Annotated in this window: 22 protein-coding genes; 12 read left to right on the plus strand and 10 right to left on the minus strand. The window is 65.7% G+C overall.

The annotated features are described in order from the left end of the window. Positions 1–65 precede the first annotated feature (65 nt). The 3 genes from P2T60_RS06310 to P2T60_RS06320 are packed head-to-tail and all read right to left on the minus strand — an operon-like array spanning position 66 to position 2434. Positions 66–926, minus strand: coding sequence for a 3-hydroxyacyl-CoA dehydrogenase family protein (locus P2T60_RS06310; RefSeq protein ID WP_276281702.1), 861 nt, complete (start codon positions 924–926; stop codon positions 66–68). A 48-nt stretch (positions 927–974) separates the two neighbouring features. Further along, entirely contained in the window at positions 975–1637 is a 663-nt protein-coding gene (locus tag P2T60_RS06315; protein WP_276281703.1) for a cysteine hydrolase family protein, read from the minus strand. Further along, positions 1634–2434 carry a YqcI/YcgG family protein gene (locus P2T60_RS06320; protein WP_276281704.1) on the minus strand — a complete coding sequence of 267 codons (801 nt, stop codon included), beginning with the start codon at positions 2432–2434 and terminating at the stop codon, positions 1634–1636. The genes P2T60_RS06315 and P2T60_RS06320 overlap by 4 nt, the downstream gene beginning before the upstream one ends. 117 nt (positions 2435–2551) lie before the next feature. On the opposite strand from P2T60_RS06320, the gene P2T60_RS06325 reads away from it, so the two are divergent. From P2T60_RS06325 to P2T60_RS06340, 4 genes are all read left to right on the plus strand, one after another. After that, a complete protein-coding gene (locus tag P2T60_RS06325; RefSeq protein ID WP_276281705.1) occupies positions 2552–3214 on the plus strand; it encodes a helix-hairpin-helix domain-containing protein in 663 nt (220 codons plus the stop codon). A gap of 144 nt (positions 3215–3358) precedes the next feature. Then, on the plus strand, positions 3359–4153 hold the full coding sequence (locus P2T60_RS06330; RefSeq protein ID WP_276281706.1) for a class I fructose-bisphosphate aldolase: 795 nt from the start codon (positions 3359–3361) through the stop codon (positions 4151–4153). Then, on the plus strand, positions 4150–4992 hold the full coding sequence (locus tag P2T60_RS06335) for a class 1 fructose-bisphosphatase (protein WP_276281707.1): 843 nt from the start codon (positions 4150–4152) through the stop codon (positions 4990–4992). Before P2T60_RS06330 ends, P2T60_RS06335 begins: the two co-directional genes overlap by 4 nt. A gap of 291 nt (positions 4993–5283) precedes the next feature. Further along, complete coding sequence (locus tag P2T60_RS06340; protein WP_276281708.1) at positions 5284–6117, plus strand: substrate-binding domain-containing protein; 834 nt, start codon at positions 5284–5286, stop codon at positions 6115–6117. Here P2T60_RS06340 and P2T60_RS06345 read toward each other — a convergent pair whose 3' ends face one another. Next, on the minus strand, positions 6118–6582 hold the full coding sequence (locus P2T60_RS06345; protein ID WP_276281709.1) for a DUF7992 family protein: 465 nt from the start codon (positions 6580–6582) through the stop codon (positions 6118–6120). Between the two features lie 240 nt (positions 6583–6822). Here P2T60_RS06345 and P2T60_RS06350 point away from each other — a divergent pair, with 240 nt between their 5' ends. Together P2T60_RS06350 and P2T60_RS06355 are read left to right on the plus strand one after the other, a co-directional pair. Next, complete coding sequence (locus P2T60_RS06350) at positions 6823–7551, plus strand: DUF4397 domain-containing protein (protein ID WP_276281710.1); 729 nt, start codon at positions 6823–6825, stop codon at positions 7549–7551. Between the two features lie 198 nt (positions 7552–7749). Beyond that, the gene (locus P2T60_RS06355; protein WP_276281711.1) at positions 7750–8574 is read left to right on the plus strand and encodes a DUF4397 domain-containing protein; all 825 of its coding nucleotides are present in this window, start codon (positions 7750–7752) and stop codon (positions 8572–8574) included. Here P2T60_RS06355 and P2T60_RS06360 read toward each other — a convergent pair whose 3' ends face one another. The 4 genes from P2T60_RS06360 to P2T60_RS06370 all read right to left on the minus strand — a co-directional run bounded on the left by P2T60_RS06360 (position 8575) and on the right by P2T60_RS06370 (position 11129). Further along, on the minus strand, positions 8575–9063 hold the full coding sequence (locus P2T60_RS06360) for an acyl-CoA thioesterase (protein WP_276281712.1): 489 nt from the start codon (positions 9061–9063) through the stop codon (positions 8575–8577). It abuts the gene before it with no gap. 280 nt (positions 9064–9343) lie between these two features. Further along, positions 9344–9523, minus strand: coding sequence for a hypothetical protein (locus P2T60_RS21840; protein ID WP_382209673.1), 180 nt, complete (start codon positions 9521–9523; stop codon positions 9344–9346). After that, positions 9520–10281 (minus strand): glycosyltransferase family A protein, encoded by a 762-nt coding sequence (locus tag P2T60_RS21845; RefSeq protein ID WP_420028704.1) that lies wholly within the window; start codon positions 10279–10281, stop codon positions 9520–9522. The genes P2T60_RS21840 and P2T60_RS21845 overlap by 4 nt, the downstream gene beginning before the upstream one ends. Then, positions 10281–11129 carry a hypothetical protein gene (locus tag P2T60_RS06370; RefSeq protein WP_276281714.1) on the minus strand — a complete coding sequence of 283 codons (849 nt, stop codon included), beginning with the start codon at positions 11127–11129 and terminating at the stop codon, positions 10281–10283. Before P2T60_RS06370 ends, P2T60_RS21845 begins: the two co-directional genes overlap by 1 nt. Before the next feature lie 268 nt (positions 11130–11397). Here P2T60_RS06370 and P2T60_RS06375 point away from each other — a divergent pair, with 268 nt between their 5' ends. Both P2T60_RS06375 and P2T60_RS06380 read left to right on the plus strand, forming a co-directional pair. Then, on the plus strand, positions 11398–12699 hold the full coding sequence (locus P2T60_RS06375) for a TraB/GumN family protein (RefSeq protein WP_276281715.1): 1302 nt from the start codon (positions 11398–11400) through the stop codon (positions 12697–12699). After that, positions 12696–13313, plus strand: coding sequence for a metalloprotease (locus tag P2T60_RS06380; RefSeq protein ID WP_276281716.1), 618 nt, complete (start codon positions 12696–12698; stop codon positions 13311–13313). Before P2T60_RS06375 ends, P2T60_RS06380 begins: the two co-directional genes overlap by 4 nt. A 39-nt stretch (positions 13314–13352) precedes the next feature. Here P2T60_RS06380 and P2T60_RS06385 read toward each other — a convergent pair whose 3' ends face one another. Beyond that, entirely contained in the window at positions 13353–13583 is a 231-nt protein-coding gene (locus P2T60_RS06385; protein WP_276281717.1) for a hypothetical protein, read from the minus strand. A gap of 160 nt (positions 13584–13743) precedes the next feature. On the opposite strand from P2T60_RS06385, the gene P2T60_RS06390 reads away from it, so the two are divergent. After that, complete coding sequence (locus P2T60_RS06390) at positions 13744–14487, plus strand: proteasome assembly chaperone family protein (RefSeq protein ID WP_276281718.1); 744 nt, start codon at positions 13744–13746, stop codon at positions 14485–14487. Between the two features lie 272 nt (positions 14488–14759). Then, positions 14760–15815: an HTH-type sugar sensing transcriptional regulator TrmB gene (gene trmB / locus P2T60_RS06395; RefSeq protein WP_276281719.1), complete on the plus strand. Its 1056-nt coding sequence runs from the start codon at positions 14760–14762 to the stop codon at positions 15813–15815. A gap of 30 nt (positions 15816–15845) precedes the next feature. Here the strand turns inward: trmB and P2T60_RS06400 are convergent, their stop codons facing one another. Next, on the minus strand, positions 15846–16721 hold the full coding sequence (locus P2T60_RS06400; protein WP_276281720.1) for a DUF8054 domain-containing protein: 876 nt from the start codon (positions 16719–16721) through the stop codon (positions 15846–15848). Positions 16722–16849: 128 nt separating this feature from the next. Between P2T60_RS06400 and P2T60_RS06405 the strand changes: the two genes are divergently transcribed. Both P2T60_RS06405 and P2T60_RS06410 read left to right on the plus strand, forming a co-directional pair. Continuing rightward, positions 16850–17836 (plus strand): aldo/keto reductase, encoded by a 987-nt coding sequence (locus P2T60_RS06405; protein ID WP_276281721.1) that lies wholly within the window; start codon positions 16850–16852, stop codon positions 17834–17836. Positions 17837–18085: 249 nt separating this feature from the next. Then, positions 18086–19627 carry a twin-arginine translocation signal domain-containing protein gene (locus tag P2T60_RS06410; RefSeq protein WP_276281722.1) on the plus strand — a complete coding sequence of 514 codons (1542 nt, stop codon included), beginning with the start codon at positions 18086–18088 and terminating at the stop codon, positions 19625–19627. The last annotated feature ends 22 nt before the right edge of the window (positions 19628–19649 follow it).

Consider the following 19649-nt stretch of genomic DNA (forward strand, 5'->3'; position numbering starts at 1 on the left):
AGTGAGACGGAGCGGGCGAGACGGAGCGGGCGAGATAGAGCGAGTGAGACAGACGTATCGAGGACTCAGTATTCGTAGAAGCCCTTCCCCGTCTTCTTCCCGAGGTCCCCGGCGTCAACCTTGCGCTTCAGGAGGTAGGCGGGCTTGTACCGGTCGCCCAGTTCCTCGTGGAGCGTCTCGCTGGCGTCGAGACAGATGTCGAGACCGATGTGGTCGGCGAGTTCGAGCGGACCCATCGGGACGTTCGTGCCGAGTTTCATCCCCTTGTCGATGTCCTCCTTGGAGGCGACCCCTTCGTCGTAGGCCCGGATGCCCTCGTTGAGCCACGGCATCAGGATGCGGTTGGTGACGAAACCGGGCTTGTCGTCGGACTCCCACGTTTCTTTCCCCAAATCTTCGGCGAGAGCGTGGGCGAACTCTACCACCTCGTCGTCGGTCTTCTCGCCGACGACGACTTCGACGCCTTTCATCACCGGCACGGGGTTCATGAAGTGGAGTCCGACGATGCTCTCCTCGCGGTCCGTGACCGAGGCGATGGTCGTGATGGAGAGCGTGGAGGTGTTCGTGGCGAGTACCACGTCGTCGGGAATCTCCTCGTCCAAGTCCGCGAAGATGTCCTGCTTGATGTCCATGTCCTCGACTGCGGCCTCGATTACCACGTCGCAGTCCGCGAGGTCCGAGAGTTCGGTCGTGCCCGCGATGCGGTCGAGAGTCGCCTCGGCCTCGTCCTCGGCGATTTTGTCCTTCGAGACGAATCGGTCGAGACTGCTCTCGATGGAGTCGAACCCGTTCTGGACGAACTCCTCCTCGATGTCGCGCATCACCACGTCGTAGCCCGATTGGGCCGCGACCTGCGCGATGCCGCTTCCCATCGTGCCTGCGCCGACGACGCCGATACGCTCGATGCTGTCGAGACTGCGTGCCATAGCGGGCAATTCTTGCGGTCGGGCCGTAAGCCTACCGAAGAATGCCGCTCACTCGAACGCGGCGACCACGCCCGCCGCGTCCGCAATCTCGGCGAACTCGCCGGACAACTGGGCCAGCGCGACCCGGTGGTTCCGCTCGGCGGGAATCGTCCCGCCGTCGGGTGCCTCGCGGTCGAACGTCGCGGTGGCGTCCGAGACGACGACCGGCCGAAAGCCGAGGTTCTCGGCCATCCGCGTCGTGGTCGAGACGCAGTGGTCGGTGGTCAGGCCCGCGACGACGAGGGTGTCGAGACCGCGCTCGCGGAGCCACGACTCCAGTTCCGTGCCGACGAACGCGCTGTTGACGCGCTTGACGACTTCGAGTTCGGTCGCGCTCTCCCCCTCGTTACCGTCACCCGCGCGGCGCGCGTCCCCGCGCGCCGCGCTCTCGTCCGCGTCGCCCACGTCACCCGCGCGCGACGCGGGTGACGCGGGCGCGAGACCGGACTTGAATGCGAACCCCTCCCGGTCGTTCCGGAGCGGCGAGTCGTCTTCCTGCGAGGCGTGGCGGACGTGGACCACCGGCCGGTCTTCCCGCCGCCACGCGCCGAGGAGGTCGCGCGCGACCTCCTCGGCGTCGGGGTTGTTCCGGTCGCCCCATCGGGGGTCGTCGAACCCGCGCTGGAAGTCCACGAGGACGAGAACCGCGTCCTCGGGCAGGTCGAGGCTCACGCTCCCACCAGCAGTTCCGGGTCGGCCTTCGGGTGTTCGCGGGTCACTCGAATCGGGCACTCGTCGGGGGCTTGGCTCTCGTCCGACGAGAAGAGGTACTGCTTCCACTCCCGGTCGCCCTCGACGCCCCAGTCGCCGAGGTCCGCGTGGGGACAAACCCCGTCGTACTCCTCCAGTCGGTTCTGGATGACTTCCCGTGCCTGTTGGCCCGCCTCGGTGTCGGCGGTGACGCCCTCGAACAGGTCGCGGGGTTGGAACGTGATTTCGAGTCCGACCGGGCAGTATCGGCTCTTGCGGTCGTCGTAGAACGGCGCGCGGGAGGTCGGGAACATCGGCGTCCCGCCGAAGCAGAACTCCCAGTACTCGTCGTCGGGGTCGGTCGGTACCTCGTCGGGCCACGGTTCGGGGTCGTGGACGTGGAGGAACTGGAGGACGTGCCAGAGCGTCTCGTGGTACTTCGCTTCGGTCCACTCCTCGTCGGGCGGTCGGAAGAACACGGTCAGGGGTGCCCGCTCGCTGTGGTCCTCGTAGGTGTCGAGATACTCCAGTAGCGTCTCGCCGAGGCCGAAGAGGGCGTCCACGTCGGTCGCCGAGTCGCAGAACGTGTACAGTCCCATCCCTTCGCGCTCGGACTCGACGCCGAAGTAGCAGGGAAACGGCGTGTCGTTTCGCTCGCCGAGTATCCCGTCGTGAAAGCTCCGGTAGTGGGCGACCGCCCAGTCGGGCAGTTTCCCCGTTTCGACCCGGCGCTCGACGGTCGATTGGTCCATCAGCACGTGCAGGCCGGACTCGTTCATACCCGTGAGTTGCGATTCACCGATAGTATGCGTTTCGTTACACGATGTCGTAGCTCATTCCGGAGGCTACGCTCGGAATTTGATTCGCTCTATGCAAAACATTCAAGCCATGCCAGCGTGAGTCGGAAACAAACTGGTGACGCCCTCGTGAGCCAAAACGACGCCTCCGACGACGAATCCCCCGACGGCGTGGCGGAGTTGACAGACATCCACTTCGTCGGCCCGGCGACGGCCGAAGTGCTGGCCGACGCCGACTTCGACGCGACCGGCATCGCCGACAAGTCCGTCTCCTACGAGATGCTCATCGACGCGGGCGTGAACCCCGGCGTCGCCACCCGCCTTCGAAAGATACACTCCCTGCACTGGTCGTTCGGCGGGAGCGACGAAGACGACGACTCGCTCGAACAGCGTTCCGAGAAGATTCGAGGGCTTCAGGACGACGAACGCGAATGGGTCGCCGCGAGCAGTGGCGACTGGGAGTCGTCGGAACCCGAGACCACCCAGACCACCAGCGGCGACTGGACGCCGACCGGCGAGGCCACCGCGGACGGAAGCGGGGCCGCCGAGGAAGCGGAGGCGGCGTGGCGCGAGCGGAGCAAACCCGACCCCGTGACCGACGTGCCCGGCGTGGACGAGGAAATCGCCGAGATACTCGCCAACGGCGGGGTCACGTCGGTCCGGAGTCTCGCTACCGCCGACCCCGAACACGTCGCCGACTCGTTGGGACTCGACACCGAGCGCGTCTCCCAGTGGCGCGACGACGCTCGGGACCTCGCCTGATTTTTACTATCTGAGTAGTAAGTCACCAGATTCCCAAAACGTATTCAAGTCGCCATTTCCGGCGTTTTATTGGCTCTGCGACGTTCTCACAGGGAGCGCGCTGACCATTAGACTCTTATGTGATGTTACCGGAGATTGGAATGGATGATACCACTCGAAGACTCCCCGGTAACGCGCGACGGCAAGGCGCTCATCCTCGCTTACGACCACGGTCTCGAACACGGACCCTCCGCGGACTTCAGTTCGGTGCCGGAGACGCTCGACCCCGAGCAGATTTTCGACATCGCCACCCACGACGCGGTTACGTCGTTGGCAGTCCAGAAGGGGGTCGCCGAGACGTACTACCCCTCCTACGACGACTCGGTGAACCTGCTGGCGAAACTCAACGGGACGAGCAACCTCTGGATGGGCGAACCCCACTCGCCGCAGAACTGGTCGGTGGAGTACGCCGCCGAACTCGGGGCCGACGCGGTGGGCTACACGGTCTACTCCGGGTCGAACCACGAGAAGGAGATGTACGAGGACTTCCGCGACGTGCAGGAGGAGGCCCACAGCGAGTACGACCTGCCGGTCGTCATGTGGTCGTACCCCCGCGGGCAGGGTCTCAAGAACGACACCAAAGAGAGCGTCATCGCCTACGCCACCCGCATCGCGCTCGAAATCGGCGCGGACATGGCGAAGGTCAAGTACCCCGGCACGCGGGAGTCGATGGACTGGGCCGTCAAGTCCGCGGGCGACATGCCGGTCGTGATGAGCGGCGGGTCGAAGGTCAGCGACTACGAGTTCCTCTCCAGCGTCGAGGCCGTGATGGACGCGGGCGGGTCCGGTCTCGCCGTCGGCCGGAACGTCTGGCAGCGCGACGAACCCGAGCGCATCCTCGACGCGCTCGAACAGGTCATCTTCGAGGACGCCACCGCCGACGAAGCACTCGACGAATGAGTGACGCGATTTCGGAAGCCATCGGGGTCGTCGCCCGGTCAGCGCCCGAAATCCGGAACGGACTCGCGGGACGCCGCCGGAAGACCGACGCCGAGAACGCCAGCGGCGAGACGCAACTGGCCGCCGACGTGTGGGCCGACGAACTGCTGGCCGAGCGACTCACCGCCATCGACGGCGTGGGCCAGTTCGCCAGCGAGGAACGCGAGGGAGTCGTCGAGTGCGGGGAGGGGTACGGAGTCACGGTGGACCCCCTCGACGGGTCCTCGAACCTCAAGCCCAACAACTCGATGGGGACCGTCCTCGGGGTCTACGACGCCGAACTCCCCGCCAGCGGCCGGAACCTCGTCGCCGCGGCGTACGTCCTCTACGGACCCATCACGACGATGGTCGTCGCCCGCGACGGCGACGTAACCGAGTACGTCGTCGAGGACGACGGCACGCGCAGGGCGGTCACCGAAGACCTCACGCTCCCCGAGGACCCGACCGTCTACGGGTTCGGCGGGCGCGTTCCCGACTGGACCGACCGGTTCGGCGACTACGCCCGCGAAATCGAGGACGAACTCAAACTCCGGTACGGCGGCGCGATGATTGGCGACGTGAATCAGGTGCTGACCTACGGCGGAGTGTTCGCCTACCCCGAGTTGGAGTCTCGGCCCGAGGGCAAACTCCGCCTCCAGTTCGAGGGCAACCCCATCGCGTACGTCGTGGAGTCCGCGGGCGGCGCGTCCTCGAACGGCGAGGAGTCGCTCCTCGACGCCGACGCCGAGGCGATTCACCAGCGCACGCCGGTCTACGTGGGCAACGAGGGACTCATCGAGCGGTTGGAAGCCGGATTCTGACGAATCCGGCGGGCGGTTCGGTCTCTACTTTTGCCGTCGTCTCAGACCGAGACGCGAACGAGTCTACGCTACTCGTCGGCGAGACGCCTCGCGCAGTCGCGCGCGACTGCGCGAGGCGCAGGTAGCTACACCGTAGTTAGAGAACGAGAAATATTGCTTAGAGCAACTGAAACCGTTTTCTCGGTGAACTGCCACCGTTCGCTCGTCGGACCGGCCGAGCGCACGGTACCGCCGAGAGTAACCGCTTCCAGTTACGCAAACCTTTTCAAGTGATGTATTGTCGTTACCTTCGTGTCGAGTCGCCGTGAAGTCATCCGGCGGGGTGCTGGCTTGCTCGCAGTCGGGAGTGTCGCGGGCGTCGGGACCGTCGCCGTCCGGTCGGACGGCGACGAGACCGGTTCCGAGTCCCGTCCGGCGAACGTCCTCGTGGCCGGAAGCCTCCAACAGATTGCCGGAGAAATCGGTGACGCGAGCGTCGAGGCCCACGGGAGCGTGGCCTGCCGTCGCCTGCTCGAAGACGGCCTGCGCGACCCGGACGCGGTTGCGCTCGCCGACCCGCGACTCTTCTCCGGTCTGGCCGACCGGGTGACTTGCTTCGCCACGAACGCGCTGGTGGTGGCCGTCGGCGAGTCGGTGGCGGGAGAGTACGACGACTGGCGCGCGCTTCTGGCGGACCCGGACCTCGCGCTCGGCCGGACCGACCCCGCCCGAGACCCCCTCGGCTACCGGACCGTGATGGCGCTGGACCTCGCCGAGGGCATCGACACCGAGTCGGTCCTCGCCCGGACGAGCGTCTTCCCCGAGACCGGACTCCTCCGGACGCTCGAAGCGGGCGGCATCGACGCCGCCTTCGCCTACCGGAACATGGCGGTCGAACACGACCTGCCCCACCTCGCGCTACCGGACCGCATCGACTTCTCGAATCCCGGACTCGCCGACGAGTACGCCGCCGCGAGCGCGGACCTGCCCGACCGGACGATTCGCGGGTCGCCGATTCGCTACGCCGCCCGCGCGCGCACCGGCCGGGGGCGCGAGTGGGTGCGTGCGCTCGCCTCGGCGCACGCGACGCTACGCGAGGCGGGATTCGGCGTGCCGGAGAAGTATCCGGAGAAGGTGGACGCGTAGTCAGGTCTCGAAGTCCGGCAGGTCCTCGGGCGCTTCGTAGTCGGCTTCCCAGTCGATGTAATCGGATTCCAACACGTCGCAGACGATTTGGCCGAGTTCGGTCATCGCGGCGTTGATGCCCGAGACCGAATTCCACGAGTCGAGGTCCGGGTGGTAGTCGCGTTCCTTCCAGTCTTCGGGAATACCGGGCGCGTGGTAGCCCACCCGGTCGGCGAAGTCGTCCCAGAAGAAGTCGAACTCGCGGAACAGGTCGAGTTCGCGGGCGATTTCGAACTCCGACGCTTCGAGGTCGGTGTGTTCGGACCACTCGCCGAACGCCTCGTTCCACGCGCCCTCGCGCAGGAACTCCTCGAGTTCGGGTCGGCGATACTCGGTGTCGCCGCGCACCTCCACGTCCTCGTACTCCTGCATGTCGGTCTCTTCGGCAAGTTCGGGCGGGTCCGGTGGCGCCACGTCGAGTCCCATGCTGGCCGGATACGGGAGCGACGCCGATAAGCGTTCCTTCCCGGACGAATCAGCACCGAGTTCGCGGGCGATTTCCGCACGACGACGCCGAAATCGTCGGGGTCTGCCCGACCAGCGTAATCCGGATTTCGACGCCCTCTACGGCCCGTTACGCCGTGAATGGTCCCGTCGATTTATGATAGATTCGTCCTGAGAACCGTCCGCAGTATGTGCGAGATAGAGACACACACGACACGACGAATGGCGACGGTCGGCGTCGTCTTGCTGGTGTTGACGGGATTCGTGGGGGTAGGGGTAGCGACCGTCGGAGCGACCGACTCGGGCGCGGCACAGGTGCGGGTGGCCCACCTCTCGCCTGACGCGCCCGCCGTGGACGTTCTCGTGGACGGCGACCCCGTTCTCGAAGGCGTCGAGTTCGGCACTGTCAGCGACTACTTGCAGGTGCCCGCGGGCGAACGAACGGTGACGATTCAGACTAGCGAGGACGAGACGGTCGTCTTCGAAGGGACCGTCAGCGTCGAGGCCGGGACGATGTACACCGTCGCGGCCGTCGGCGAGGTCAGCGAAGAGACGTTCCGACCCGAGATTTACGTGGACGACTTCGAGACGCCGAGCGACGAGAACGCCTCGGTCAGACTAATTCACGCCTCGCCGGACGCGCCCGCCGTGGACGTGACCGTAGAGGAGTCGGGAGCGGTCCTCTACGACAACGTGTCGTTCAGCAACGCGACCGACTACGTGGAAGTGCCCGCTGGCGACTACACGCTGGAAGTCCGTCCCGCGACCGAGGACAACGACGGCGAAGTCGTGACCACCTTCGACGTTTCGGTGGAGGGCGGGACGACGTACTCGGCAGTCGCCGCCGGGTATCTCTCGCCCGACGAGGCACCGGCGGACGTGCCCTTCGACCTCCTCGTAGCAGTCGATAGCGGCGGGGCGATGATGAACGAGACGACGGCCGAATCGTAGACCGGACGACGGGGAGCGACGGCACGCGACGGGACCGAACGTCGGCAGACGCCGAATTTTTCGAGGTAAGGGAGATTTCGAGCGACCTGTATCGGGCCTAACGACGGGAATCGTTCCGTTGTGCCGCTTCGTCGGAGATTACGTGCTTGGACGGTCGTCGCGCTTTATAGCGTGTCGAATTGCGAACTGTTCCGGAGCATGACAGCGAACAGAACGACATTGAAACGGGCAGTCGCGGTCGGCGTCGCGCTTCTGGTCGTCGCCAGTTTGGGCGCAGGGACGGTCGCGTCGCTGACCCAAGACGAAGGAAACGCGCAGGTTCGGGTCGCACACATGTCGCCGGACGCACCGGCGGTGAACGTACAGGTCGATGGCGAGACGGCGGTCGAGGACCTCGAGTACAGTGACGTGACCGAGTACCTCGACCTCTCGGCGGGCGACCACGACGTGACCATCGTCACGGCCGAGAACGAGACCGCGGTCTTCGAAGGGCAAGTCTCGGTCGAGGCGAACGAGAAGTACACCGTCATGGCGGCCGGAGAGGTCTCCGAGAACGCGACCGAAGAGTTCCAAGTCACCGTACTCTCGGACGCCACCGAAGCGCCGACTGGCAACCAGTCGTCGGTGCGTCTCGTCCACGCCTCGCCCGACGCGGGTCCGGTCGACGTGACCTTCCAGCAGTCGGGTGACGCGGTGGCCGACAACGCGACGTTCGGCAACGCGACCGACTACACGACCGTCGAGGACGGCGTGTACACCTTCGAAGTGCGACCCGCGGCCGAGGACAATAACGGTACCGTCGTCGCCACGTTCAACGAAAGTCTCCTCGAAGGGAACGCGTACACCGGATTCGTCGCCGGGTACGCCAGCCCGGAGGACGCGCCAGCGAACGAGTCGCTGAGCCTCTTCCTCGAAATTGACGTGAACGGCACCGAACAGGCCGCAGAGACCACCGAAATGGTCGAAGAGACGACCACGGTGGAGATGGACGGCGAGGAAGAAGAGACGACCACCGAAGCGTAGCTATCCCTCGTCGTCGATTTTTTCCGCGACCGCGGCCAACTGCTCGCGGCGCTGTTCGCGCGCGGCGTCCCGGAGCGCCTGCTGGTTCTCTGTCGGGCAGTCGAGGTCAGGAACTTCGGTCGGCGTTCCCTCTTCGTCCAACGCGACGAAGGTGAAGAAGGAGGTGGTCGTCTCGCGTTCCTCGCCTTCGCGGGGGTCTTCGGCGCGCACGTCTACCTTCACGTCGATGCTAGTCCGACCGGTAGCGAAGACGAACGCCTCCACGATAGCGACTTCGCCGCGGTCTATCGGCGAGATGAAATCTACGTGGTCCATCGAGGCGGTCACGCACTGGTAGTTCGAGAACCGCATCGCGGCGATGGCCCCGCAGATGTCCATCCAGTGGAGGACCGCGCCCCCGAGCGCCCGCCCGAGGTTGTTGGTGTCGTTGGGCAACAGTAGTTCCGTCATCTCCGTGTAGGAGTCCATCAGCGTCGCGGTGTCGGACATCGGTCGAACCGTCTCGCTCGCGCGTCATCCCGTTTTCGCCTTCCGCCTCGTCGTTCGGGATGTCGAAGGTGCGACCTCGGACAACTACGTAATTCTCTAAGAAACCTTTTCCTTCGTCTCGCATCGAACTACGTTTCTTTAGTCGTGGCTTATGACGGCGGCGCGACGAAGGCGGCGGCGACGTGGCGGGAGGAATCGGCCGCGGTCGGGCGGAGTCGGCCGCGAGACGTTAGTGACTGCTCGAACCAACTGGACCGCACAGCACCGCAGACTGCGACCGCTACTGAAGCCGACGACAGGGAGACCGCACCGCCACCGCACGGCACCGCAGACCGCCACCGCACCGCGCCTCGGGCCGGAACTCGCGGCCGACCGCGAGTTCCGGCCCGCGCCGGACCGCCTCGATTCGGTCGAGCGGGTACCGCTCGCGGCCGGGCGGCGCGCGCCAGTCGTGGCTCACGACCGCGGCCGACAGCAGGACCCAGAACGAGACGAGGTGGTAGGCGCGAGCGAGACCCTGCGTCCGCGCCAGCGCGACGACGCCGAGAGCCGAGGCCGCAATCCACGTCGCGAGGACCGGCGGCGCGACCAGCGCCGCCAGTCCGACCGCGAGCCAGCAACTCGAAACCACCGAGTGGCGGAGGTGTCGGAGGTGGGCGACGAGCAGGCCCGGCGACGACGCCGACCGGAAGAGCGCGTCCGCGACTCCGTGGAAGAAGCCCCGACGCCAGCGCCGGAGCGGTTCGCGGTAGGTCGCCGGTTCGCTGGCCTCACCGGTCTCGCCGAGGTGCCCGCCGACGCCCGCGAGTCCGGGTCCGCCGCGAGTCGCCGGGACGCCGCTTCGAGCCATCCGTCCGCCACCACCACGTCGCTGTCCACGAACAGCACCTGCTCGCCCGCCGCGAACGCGCCGCCGACGTACCGGCCCGCCGCGGGCGTCGAGAGGTCGTCGGTCGGGATTCGCAGGACCGACGCCGGGTGGTCGGTCGCCCGCTCGACGGTCCGGTCCGACGAGTTAGAGTCCACCACGACGAGTTCGCTGTCGAACGCCTCGGTCGCCGACCGGACCACGCGCAGACACCGGTCGATGCGGTCGGCCTCGTTGCGGGCGATGACGACGACCGACAGCGAGGGAAGCGACGCGTCGTTTCGGACAGGATTTTGTTCATCTCGAAATTGTTTTCGATTGCTTCGGAACGAATTTTCGTTCTCGAACATCACGCGCTCACCACCTCGACGCCGCGCCGGTTCACCGACGACCGCCTGTCGAGTATCGCGTCGCCCGTCACGTCGATGGTCGTCCCGGCGACGAGACACCGGTCCGACCGGGCGAACCGAACGCCGCCCCGGTCGTCGCCCGACTGGACGACTCGGCAGTCCCGGAGTTCGGTCCGGTCCCTGCCCGCCACGTCCACGGTTCGGTCCCTGCCCGCGGTGCCCCGAATCGAGACGTTCTCGAACACCGGGCCGGTCTCGTCGGGGGCCTTCGCGGAGGGCGGCGGGGCGTACACCGCCGGAATCCCGTCGCGGTCCATCTCCACGTCGCTGTTCCGGACCGAGACCCGGCCCGCGTCGGGGTTGAAGACGATTGCGCCGAGGCTTTCGCCCGCGTCTTCGCCGAGGACGACGCGGCAGTTCTCGACCCGGTGGTCGCGCCCGTTCCGGAAGAGCAACCCTCTGGCGTTGAGTTCGTTGTACGGCGGCACCTCGTCCACCACGATGGTCACGCCGCGTGCGACTGCGCCGCGTCCGCCGAGGCGGACGTTGGCGATGTTGTTGTTCCGGTAGCGACCCCCGAGGACCCGGACCACGCCGCCGAACCCCCGCAGACTCCCGTCGCCGCCGGGCGCGGAGGCGTAGAGTCCGTTGTTCGGGAACCCCTCGAAGACGCAGTTGCGGAAGTGTGAGTTCGCCCGCGTGCCGCCAGTCCACGAACGCGCCGATTGACATCCCGCCCTGCGGACCGCCGCCGGGGACCGAGACGTTCTCGACCAGTCCCGCGGCGTCCTCGGACTCCACCGCGAGATGGAACCCGCTGGCGTCGGCCGGGTACCGGCCCCGGACACGGACGTTCCGGACCGCGAGGGCCGGACACCCCGCGAGCGAGACTGTCGCGCCCACGGTCGCCCACCCGAGGAATCGTCGCCGGTTCATGAGACGTTCGTGTACTCGTGGAACGCGGGCAATTGTTATTGCACGATTTCTCCCGAGTAACGCGTCGTTCTCAGCGAGCGGGCCGTGCTACGCCGTCCCGAGAACCGCCGTAACTCTCGGCCGGTTGGTAATTCTTCGGGCACCGACAACGGTAAAAAGGGATAGCGTGTAAGGCGAACGATGAGCGATTCAGCCGAGTTGGACGCCGGAGACGGCGGTGGTAGCGTCCACGTCGTCGGGACCGCCCACGTCTCCGCAGACAGCGTCGAGGAGGTCCGCGAGACCATCGACGCAGAGCGCCCCGACGTGGTCGCGGTCGAACTCGACGAGGGCCGGTACCGCCAGATGCAGGGCGAAGTGGCCCAAGACCTCGAACCCTCCGACCTGCTCAAAGGCAACACCGTCTTCCAGTTCATCGCCTACTGGATGCTGTCGTACGTGCAGGCCCGGATGGGCGACCGCTTCGACATCGAACCCGGCGCGGACATGCAGGCGGCCATCGACGCCGCCGAGGGCGTCGGAAGCGAAGTGGCGCTGGTGGACCGCGACATCCAGACGACCATCCAGCGGTTCTGGGCGCGGATGTCCTTCTTCGAGAAACTCCGGATGGTGTGGGAACTCTGTCTGGCGATGGTCGGCATCGGCGACCCCGAGGACGAAGAGGAGTTCGACATCGAGGAACTGACCGACGGCGACGTGGTGACGGCGATGATGGAGGAGTTCCGCCAGTTCTCCCCCGGCGGGGCCGAGGCCCTCATCGACGAGCGCGACGCCTTCATCGCCCACAACCTCGTCCAACTCCGGGACGCGGGCCACGAAGTCGTCGCAATCGTCGGCGCGGGCCACCGCGCGGGCATCGAGGAGTACCTCGACCACCCCGAGCGCCTGCCGCCGATGGAGGACCTCGTGGGTACCGAGTCGGGAAGCCGATTCTCGCTGTTCAAGATTTTCGGCTACCTGATGACCGTCGGCTTCCTCGCGTTCTTCTTCCTGCTGTTCATGGCGGGCGTCCGCGACGGCTTCCTCCTGAAGGTGTTCGCGGCGTGGTTCCTGTTCAACGGCGTCTTCGCGTTCGGACTGGCGAAGCTTGCGGGCGCGCGCTGGACTTCCGCGGGCGTCGGCGGCGCCGTCGCGTGGCTCACCAGCGTCAACCCACTGCTCGCGCCGGGGTGGTTCGCCGGGTACGTCGAGTTGAAGTACACCTCGGTCAACGTCGGCGACATCGCCACGCTCAACGAACTCATGAAAGACGAGGAGACGCCGCTCCGCGACCTCCTCGGCCAGATGCTCGACGTGCCGCTGTTCCGACTCATCGCCATCGTTGCGATGACCAACGTCGGGAGCATGATTGCGAGTTTCGCGTTCCCGTTCGTGGTCCTGCCGCTTCTGGGGTCCCAAATCGGCGGCGTCGGCGAGATTACGAACCTGATGATACAGGGCGCACAGAACAGCGCCGACCTCATCGTAGATACGCTGTCATGAAGGTCGGAACCATCCGGTTCAGCACGCGCGAGTTGCTGGACATCGCCATCGCGTGGGCGGCCCTGAGCGTGGCCTTCGCGCTCTTTTTCGGTGGCGGCGGACAGGCACTTCTCTACCAACCCGCGATTCTGTTCGGCCTGCTCCCGGCGAGTCTCGTCACCGCGGGACTCGGCTTCCTGCTCCACGAGATGGCCCACAAGGTGACGGCGATTCGGTACGGACAGGTCGCGGAGTTCCGGGCCGACTACGGCATGCTGTTTCTGGCCGTCGCGGGCGCGCTCGCGGGGTTCCTCTTCGCCGCGCCGGGTGCGGTCTACCACCGCGGGCAGGCCACGCTCCGGGAACACGGTCTCATCGCCGTCGCCGGACCGCTGACCAACGTGGCGCTCGGGATGGCGTTCTTCCCGCTGGAGTTGCTCCTCGGCGGGATGCTCGGCGACGTGGCGGGTCTCGGCGTCCGCATCAACTTCCTCCTCGCGGGGTTCAACATGATTCCGTTCGGTCCACTCGACGGCAACACCGTCAAGAAGTGGAGCTTCGCGGCGTTTCTGGGCTTCGGACTCCCGTGCTTCGCGCTGGCGGTGTGGGCGCTGTTGGGCTTCTCGTTCGTCTGAGACGGGTTTCCGCCTCGGCGCGAGAGGAAGACCGCCGACCTACTCGCTCAACACCACTTCGTCGGCCGTCACCGATTCGACGTGGGTCTCCTGAAACGTGTAGTCGCCTCGGTCGCTCCAGTCGAGTCGCTCGCGGACCGACTCGGACACCGACGACTCGGGGTGGACGTGCGCCACGCCAGCGTCCACTTTCTCGACCGTGCCGATTTCCTCGCCGTCGGGTCCGACGACTCGCTTGCCCTCGTCGTCCTCGCTGAGTGGTCGATTCACGGCCCTACCCGCAACACGGCGGGGCAAGAAGGCTGTGGGCGCAGGCTGATAGGACAGTCCGGCTCGGCGACTCCGCTCCGGCGCGCGTAGCGCGCCTCCGCGCAGAACCGCGACCGTGCGCCTGCAAAGAGCTAAGGCCCATTTCGCCGTATTCGTTCGCATGAGTGGGGAACCGCGTTCGGCAGGGGCTTCGTTCGAAATCACGGCCGAGAACCCGCAGGAGACGGTCGTCGCGGGGTTCTCGCAGTTCGGACTCGCCGGACTGACGGCGGTGGACTACCTCGTTGACCGCCTCGAATTCGAGCAGGTCGGCCACATCACCGCCGACCAACTCCCGGCGATTACGCCGTTCGAGAACGGCCGGCCACGACACCACACGCGGGTCTTCTCCCACGAGGAGGCCGGGTTGTCGGTTCTCGTCGGCGAGTTGTTCGTCCCGGCGTGGGCAGCCCAACAGTTCAGCGAGGCGGTGCTGGAGTGGACCGAGACCGGCGGAATCGACGAGATTGCGGTCCTCCACGGCGTCACGATTCTCCACGCGCCCGAGGAGCATCAGGTGTTCTACGTCGCCACCGACGACTACCGGGACCACCGCCTCGCCGACGCCGAGATTCCCGCGATGGGGAAAGGGTTCCTCGACGGGATGAACGCCGAGTTGGTGGCCCGCGGGATGGAGTCGGACCTCCGGACCGCGGTGTTGGTCACGCCGGTCCACGCCCAAGCGCCCGACGTGGAAGCGGCGATTCGACTGCTCGACGCGGTGCAGTCCATCTACGACCTCGAAATCGACACGGGACCGCTGGAGGAGTTCGCTACCGAGGTGCAGGGCTACTACGAGGACCTCGCCGAGCGACTCTCGGAGCGTGCGGAGACCGAGGGACCGGAAGGCCGGATGTACATGTAGAACCTTCCCGCGGGCGCGCCCCGAGGGTTTATAAGCGAAGCCGGGACGAACTCGTGGCGTGCCGACTCCGCGTCAGTTCGACCACGAAAGACTGCTTTTAATTCTCCTTAGAAACATCTGTACTTTCTTGAGACATCTTCGCGATTCTCTCGGCCATCTTCTCGTGTCTCTCGCTCGCGGAGAATATACGCGGAGGATGAAACGCGTTTTCGGAAACGAGTGCTACTCGAAACCGGATAAATCATTTACCCCTCGCGTGTGTCTCCAGATACATGACCTCCGACGACCTGCGTGTGACGATAGAGCAAGTCGGCGACCGATTCGACCTCGGCGAGTACGAAATCGACGCCTATCTCACCGTTCTCGAACACGGCGACTTGACCGCGAGCCAAATCGCCGACCGGACGGACATCCCCCAACCCCGCGTCTACGACACGGTTCGGAGCCTCAGCGACCGCGGACTCGTGGAACTGCGCGAATCCCGGCCGATGAAAGTCATCGCGGTGGACCCCGAAGAGGCGTTCTCGGGCGTCCAGTCGTCGCTGATGGAGATGGTCTCGGAACTGGAAGCGCGCTACACTGCGCCCGCCCGCGACACCGAGGCCGTCTCGCTGGTCAAGTCGCGCTCGACCATCCTCCGCTACCTCGAAGACGTGATTGCCGCCGCCGAGTTCGAAGTCGCGCTCTCGCTGACCCCCGACCTGCTGGAGCGGTTCGAAGACGACCTCAGCGACGCCATCGACTCGGGCGTCAGCGTCGAGTTGTTGGTCACGCCCGCCTCGGAAGCGCCCGACCCCGACGAGTTCGACTACCTCGACGTTGCGACGACTGCCCGCGCCCGCCGGGGCATCACCACGCCGGTCATCGCCGTCGCCGACGGCGAGTACTCCATCTACGCCACCCAAGACGCCCTGCGCGACGACGAGGACCGCTACGGAGTCATCTTCAACCGGTCGGCGCTCGGCTTCCTCGTCTCCGGATTCTTCGGCACCGTCCTCTGGACCACCGCCGAGCGAACCCTCGCGGCCGACGGCGAGGACCGCCCGTTCCCCCGCCGCTACGCCTCCATCCGGCGGTGCGTGAAAGAGTTGCAGGAACTCGACGGCGACTTCTACGCCAACATCGAGGGCCGGGACATCGAGACCGGTGAGACCCGCATCGTGGAGGGCGAAGTCGTCGGCTTCTCGTTCGAGGCGGGCGAGCGAGTCGCCGGGATGAAGGTTCAGACCGACAGCGGCGTGGTCACGGTCGGCGGTCAGGTCGCGGCGCTAGAAGACGTGGAGGCCCACGAGATTCGAATCGGTCGGAACAGTCCGCCCGCGCGGTGAGCAACAGTTACCCGCGACGCCCGACGCCGACTACTCGAAGGTGTAGAGTCGCGCGCCGCAGTCGCCGCAGGCCAGCACCTCGTCGGGCGCGTCGGCGCTGGCCCCGCCCGGACCGCCACAGCAATCGACTTCGGTCGTCTCTTCGACCGCTCCGTCGCACGCCGGACAGCGTTCGAGGAAGGTCCGGAGCGGTCCGGCGGCCTGCGCTCGGCGGCCCTCGGACAGGTCAGTGTCGTCGGCCAGCGTCCGCACGGCGGCGGCCTCCGAGAGCGCGACGGGCCGAGAGAGCCAGTTCTCGTTCGCGGGGTCGTGGCTCCCGTCGGAGACGACGAACCAGCGGGTGTCGTCCTGACGGAGCCATCCGCTCGGAGTCACCACATCTACTTCCTGCCCCGTGGGTGCGGCCGCGCGGAGCGCGGCCGCGAGAGCCTCGTCGTCCCGGTTTCGGAGGTCTCGCATCTCGTCGCGCCACGCCGCTCGGAAGTCGTCGTCGAGAGACACCCGTTGCTCGTCGGCGAGTACCACGCCAGCGTCGAGGAGCGCCGCGAGAACTTCTTCGCCCGCCTCACCTTCGTCGTCATCGTCGTCGGCGTCACCGAGTGACGCCGACGACTCGGGCGCGCCCGGTGGACTGGTCGGAGCGGTGTCGCCGTGGTCGAAGAACTCGCCCGGTAGCCGAGAGGCGAGTCGCGGCGCGAACCGCGGCGTGTAGGGGACAAGATACCCTCGAAGCGCGATGACCGCCGCGCCACCGAGACCGGCCGCGGCCGCGAGCGACCGCGAGCGGCGGCGCGCGACCCCTGCGCACGCGGCGAGCAGTATCGCGGCGTTGACCGCAGTGCAGGGCCAGCACCGGCGCTCGCCCGTGTAGTCGTCGTTCCGAAGTCGTTCGTAGAGAGACGGCATGTCCGGGCTATCGGGTTCCCGTGGCTTGAGGCTTTCCGAGAGCGCGCGTAGCAGTCGGTCCGCGGTCGAACGCGTGAGCGTCCCCGCGGCCCCGTAGCGTTTTACCGGGCCTCGTCGTACGCCGGGGCATGGCCGAAATGGAGTACACGAACCTCGGCGACACCGGACTCGAAGTCTCGCGGTTCTGCCTCGGGTGCATGAACTTCGGGAGCGACCGCGAGTGGATGATAGCCGACGAGGACGAGAGCCACGAAATCATCGACCGGGCAATCGACCTCGGAATCAACTTCCTCGACACCGCGAACGTCTACTCTCACGGAGAGAGCGAGCGAATCGTCGGAAACGCCATCGAAGAGTACGACCGCGAGGAGTTGGTCGTCGCCACGAAAGTGTACGGGTCGATGGGCGAGGGACCGAACAAGCAAGGTCTCTCGCGCAAGCACGTCCTCGACCAAGTGGAGGGAAGCCTCGAACGCCTCGGCACCGACTACATCGACCTCTATCAGATTCACCGGTGGGACGAGACCACCCCGGTCGAAGAGACCCTCCACGCGCTGGACCACCTCGTGGAGACCGGCAAAGTCCGGTACATCGGCGCGTCCACGATGGCGGCGTGGCAGTTCACGAAGGCGCTCTACGAGAGCGACGTGAACGATTACGCCCGGTTCACCTGTATGCAACCCCAGTACAACCTCGCGGACCGCCAAGAGGAGGAGAACGTCCTGCCGGTGTGCGCCGAGGAGGGTGTCGGCGTCATCCCGTGGAGTCCCCTCGGCGGCGGGTTCCTGACTGGCAAGTACGACCGCGGTTCCGAACCCGACGCGGGCCGGGCCGCGACCGACGAACACACCTACGAGCGATTCACCGACGAGAACTGGGCCGTACTCGACGCGGCGCGGGAAATCGCCGACGAGAAGGGCGTCACGCCCGCGCAGGTCAGTCTCGCGTGGCTTCTCCACAAGGAAGTCGTGGACGCACCCATCGTCGGTCCGCGGAGCGTAGACCACCTCGAAGAGAACGTCGCGGCGCTCGACGTATCCCTGTCGGACGACGAACGAGACCGGCTCGAAGGGCCGAAAGACCCGGTATGGTCGCGGAAGATAGCCGACTTGTAAGCCTCGTTTGGCGCATCGACAACAGTTGCGACTGTTTCGTCCCGACGTAGGCCGCCGTTTCGACGCCGTTACGCCGGACGAGTTGAGGTGGGGGTTTTCGACCGTCGGATACCGGACCTCGAACTTTAGGCACTACACAACCACACAACCCGGTTCGGAAACCACACATTACCGATGTGCGATTTGTAACAACAGATGTAGTTACTATCACTAGGGTATATATGGGAAAACGCCGTGATACGTAGTGGAATGGTTGACAGTAGTTCACATGGACCCGACGACAGTAACCGAGACGGGGGAGTCTCGCGTCGAAAGTTCGTTCGGGCAGTGGGTGCATCGGGTGTCGCGGCGGGCATCGCTGGTTGCACCGGTAGCGACCAGCCACAAGACAGAGAGAGCAACACGGCAAACGACGGTGGAGCCACGGTCGGCAACGTCGAGAATCAGGGTCAGAAGACGACGCTCCAGTGGGCCACCGACCCCGATTTTAAAGGAGAGACGTGGAATCAGGAGCTACAGCCGATTTTGTACGAAAACGGTCTCTCGAAGGACATCGAGGTGAAAATTCTCTCGGGACCATCGGTGACCGACAACCGCCGAGCGCAGTACCAGCAGTGGTTGTCGGCGGGCCGGTCCAAGCCCGACATTCTGTACGTGGACAGCGGATGGACGATTCCGTTCATCGTCCGGAATCAGCTTCTCAACCTGAGCAAGTCCGGGGCCTTCCCGCAAGAGCGCATGCAGGAACTCGAAAACCAGTACTTCGAGGCCAGCGTCTCCACTGCGAAGGGACCGAACGGCGACCTGTACGCCGTTCCGCTGTTCCCCGACTTCCCGACGATGCAGTACAACAAGCAGTACCTGAAGAACGCCGGGTACGGGCAGTCGGACTTCGACACGTGGGCGCAGAACTCGATGACGTGGCAGAAGTTCTCGCAGGTGACCAAGGAAGCGATGAACAACAACGAGGTTCAGTACGGCTTCACCTTCCAAGGCAACGCCTACGAGGGACTGTCGTGCTGTGACTTCAACGAGTTCATGTCGAGTTGGGGCGGCGCGTACTTCGGCAACCCCGCGGAGAACCTGTTCGGTCCGGTGGGCAATCGACCCATCACCGTGGACGAACCGCAGGTGGTCAACGCCATCAAGATGGTTCGGACGTTCATCCACGGGTCGAACGCCAACAACACACTGAACAACTATCAGGGCCAGATTGCTCCGGCCGCAGTGATGCAGTGGACCGAGGAACCCTCGCGTAAGCCGTTCACCAACAAGGACGCGGTTATGCACCGCAACTGGCCCTACGCCATTAACATCAGCGGCGCGGAAGACGCCCTCGGCCAGAACCTCGGCGTGATGCCGATTCCCTACGCCAAGACCGAACAGGAAGCCAAGTACCCGATGACCGGAGGACCGGTCGCGGCGCTGGGTGGGTGGCACAACGCGGTCAATCCCAACTCCAACAACACGGAGGCGGCAGTCGAGGTGCTGAAGGCGATGATGGGCGACGAGTTCAAGTACAAACTCTTCGAGGTCCTCGGGTTCCTCCCGCCGGAGCCGAAACTGCTCGACTCCGACCGCGCGAGGCAGGTGCCGGTCATGGGCCGGTACGTGGACCAACTGCGGGTCGCTGGCGAGAACGCCATCCCGCGGCCAGTTACCGCGGTGTGGCCCTCTCAGTCGTCGAAGATTTCCCAGCAGGTCAACGGGGCGTTTGGTCAGGGCGGTAGGCCCCAGCAGGCGATGACCCAACTCAAGGCCCAACTCGAAGCCATCGAATCGAGCGCGTAAGCAATCCACGAAAACATCAAAA

Source organism: Halorussus caseinilyticus (assembly GCF_029338395.1).
In the GTDB taxonomy this organism is placed as follows: domain Archaea; phylum Halobacteriota; class Halobacteria; order Halobacteriales; family Haladaptataceae; genus Halorussus; species Halorussus caseinilyticus.

What these genes read in the sequence shown, in the direction of transcription:
- P2T60_RS06310 (WP_276281702.1), bottom strand. Translation starts at nt 926, where the DNA reads ATGGCACGCAGTCTCGACAGCATCGAGCGTATCGGCGTCGTCGGCGCA.
- P2T60_RS06320 (WP_276281704.1), bottom strand. Translation starts at nt 2,434, where the DNA reads ATGAACGAGTCCGGCCTGCACGTGCTGATGGACCAATCGACCGTCGAG.
- P2T60_RS06330 (WP_276281706.1), top strand. Translation starts at nt 3,359, where the DNA reads ATGATACCACTCGAAGACTCCCCGGTAACGCGCGACGGCAAGGCGCTC.
- P2T60_RS06335 (WP_276281707.1), top strand. Translation starts at nt 4,150, where the DNA reads ATGAGTGACGCGATTTCGGAAGCCATCGGGGTCGTCGCCCGGTCAGCG.
- P2T60_RS06345 (WP_276281709.1), bottom strand. Translation starts at nt 6,582, where the DNA reads ATGGGACTCGACGTGGCGCCACCGGACCCGCCCGAACTTGCCGAAGAG.
- P2T60_RS06350 (WP_276281710.1), top strand. Translation starts at nt 6,823, where the DNA reads ATGGCGACGGTCGGCGTCGTCTTGCTGGTGTTGACGGGATTCGTGGGG.
- P2T60_RS06355 (WP_276281711.1), top strand. Translation starts at nt 7,750, where the DNA reads ATGACAGCGAACAGAACGACATTGAAACGGGCAGTCGCGGTCGGCGTC.
- P2T60_RS06360 (WP_276281712.1), bottom strand. Translation starts at nt 9,063, where the DNA reads ATGTCCGACACCGCGACGCTGATGGACTCCTACACGGAGATGACGGAA.
- P2T60_RS21845 (WP_420028704.1), bottom strand. Translation starts at nt 10,281, where the DNA reads ATGTTCGAGAACGAAAATTCGTTCCGAAGCAATCGAAAACAATTTCGA.
- P2T60_RS06375 (WP_276281715.1), top strand. Translation starts at nt 11,398, where the DNA reads ATGAGCGATTCAGCCGAGTTGGACGCCGGAGACGGCGGTGGTAGCGTC.
- P2T60_RS06380 (WP_276281716.1), top strand. Translation starts at nt 12,696, where the DNA reads ATGAAGGTCGGAACCATCCGGTTCAGCACGCGCGAGTTGCTGGACATC.
- P2T60_RS06390 (WP_276281718.1), top strand. Translation starts at nt 13,744, where the DNA reads ATGAGTGGGGAACCGCGTTCGGCAGGGGCTTCGTTCGAAATCACGGCC.
- trmB (WP_276281719.1), top strand. Translation starts at nt 14,760, where the DNA reads ATGACCTCCGACGACCTGCGTGTGACGATAGAGCAAGTCGGCGACCGA.
- P2T60_RS06400 (WP_276281720.1), bottom strand. Translation starts at nt 16,721, where the DNA reads ATGCCGTCTCTCTACGAACGACTTCGGAACGACGACTACACGGGCGAG.
- P2T60_RS06405 (WP_276281721.1), top strand. Translation starts at nt 16,850, where the DNA reads ATGGCCGAAATGGAGTACACGAACCTCGGCGACACCGGACTCGAAGTC.
- P2T60_RS06410 (WP_276281722.1), top strand. Translation starts at nt 18,086, where the DNA reads ATGGTTGACAGTAGTTCACATGGACCCGACGACAGTAACCGAGACGGG.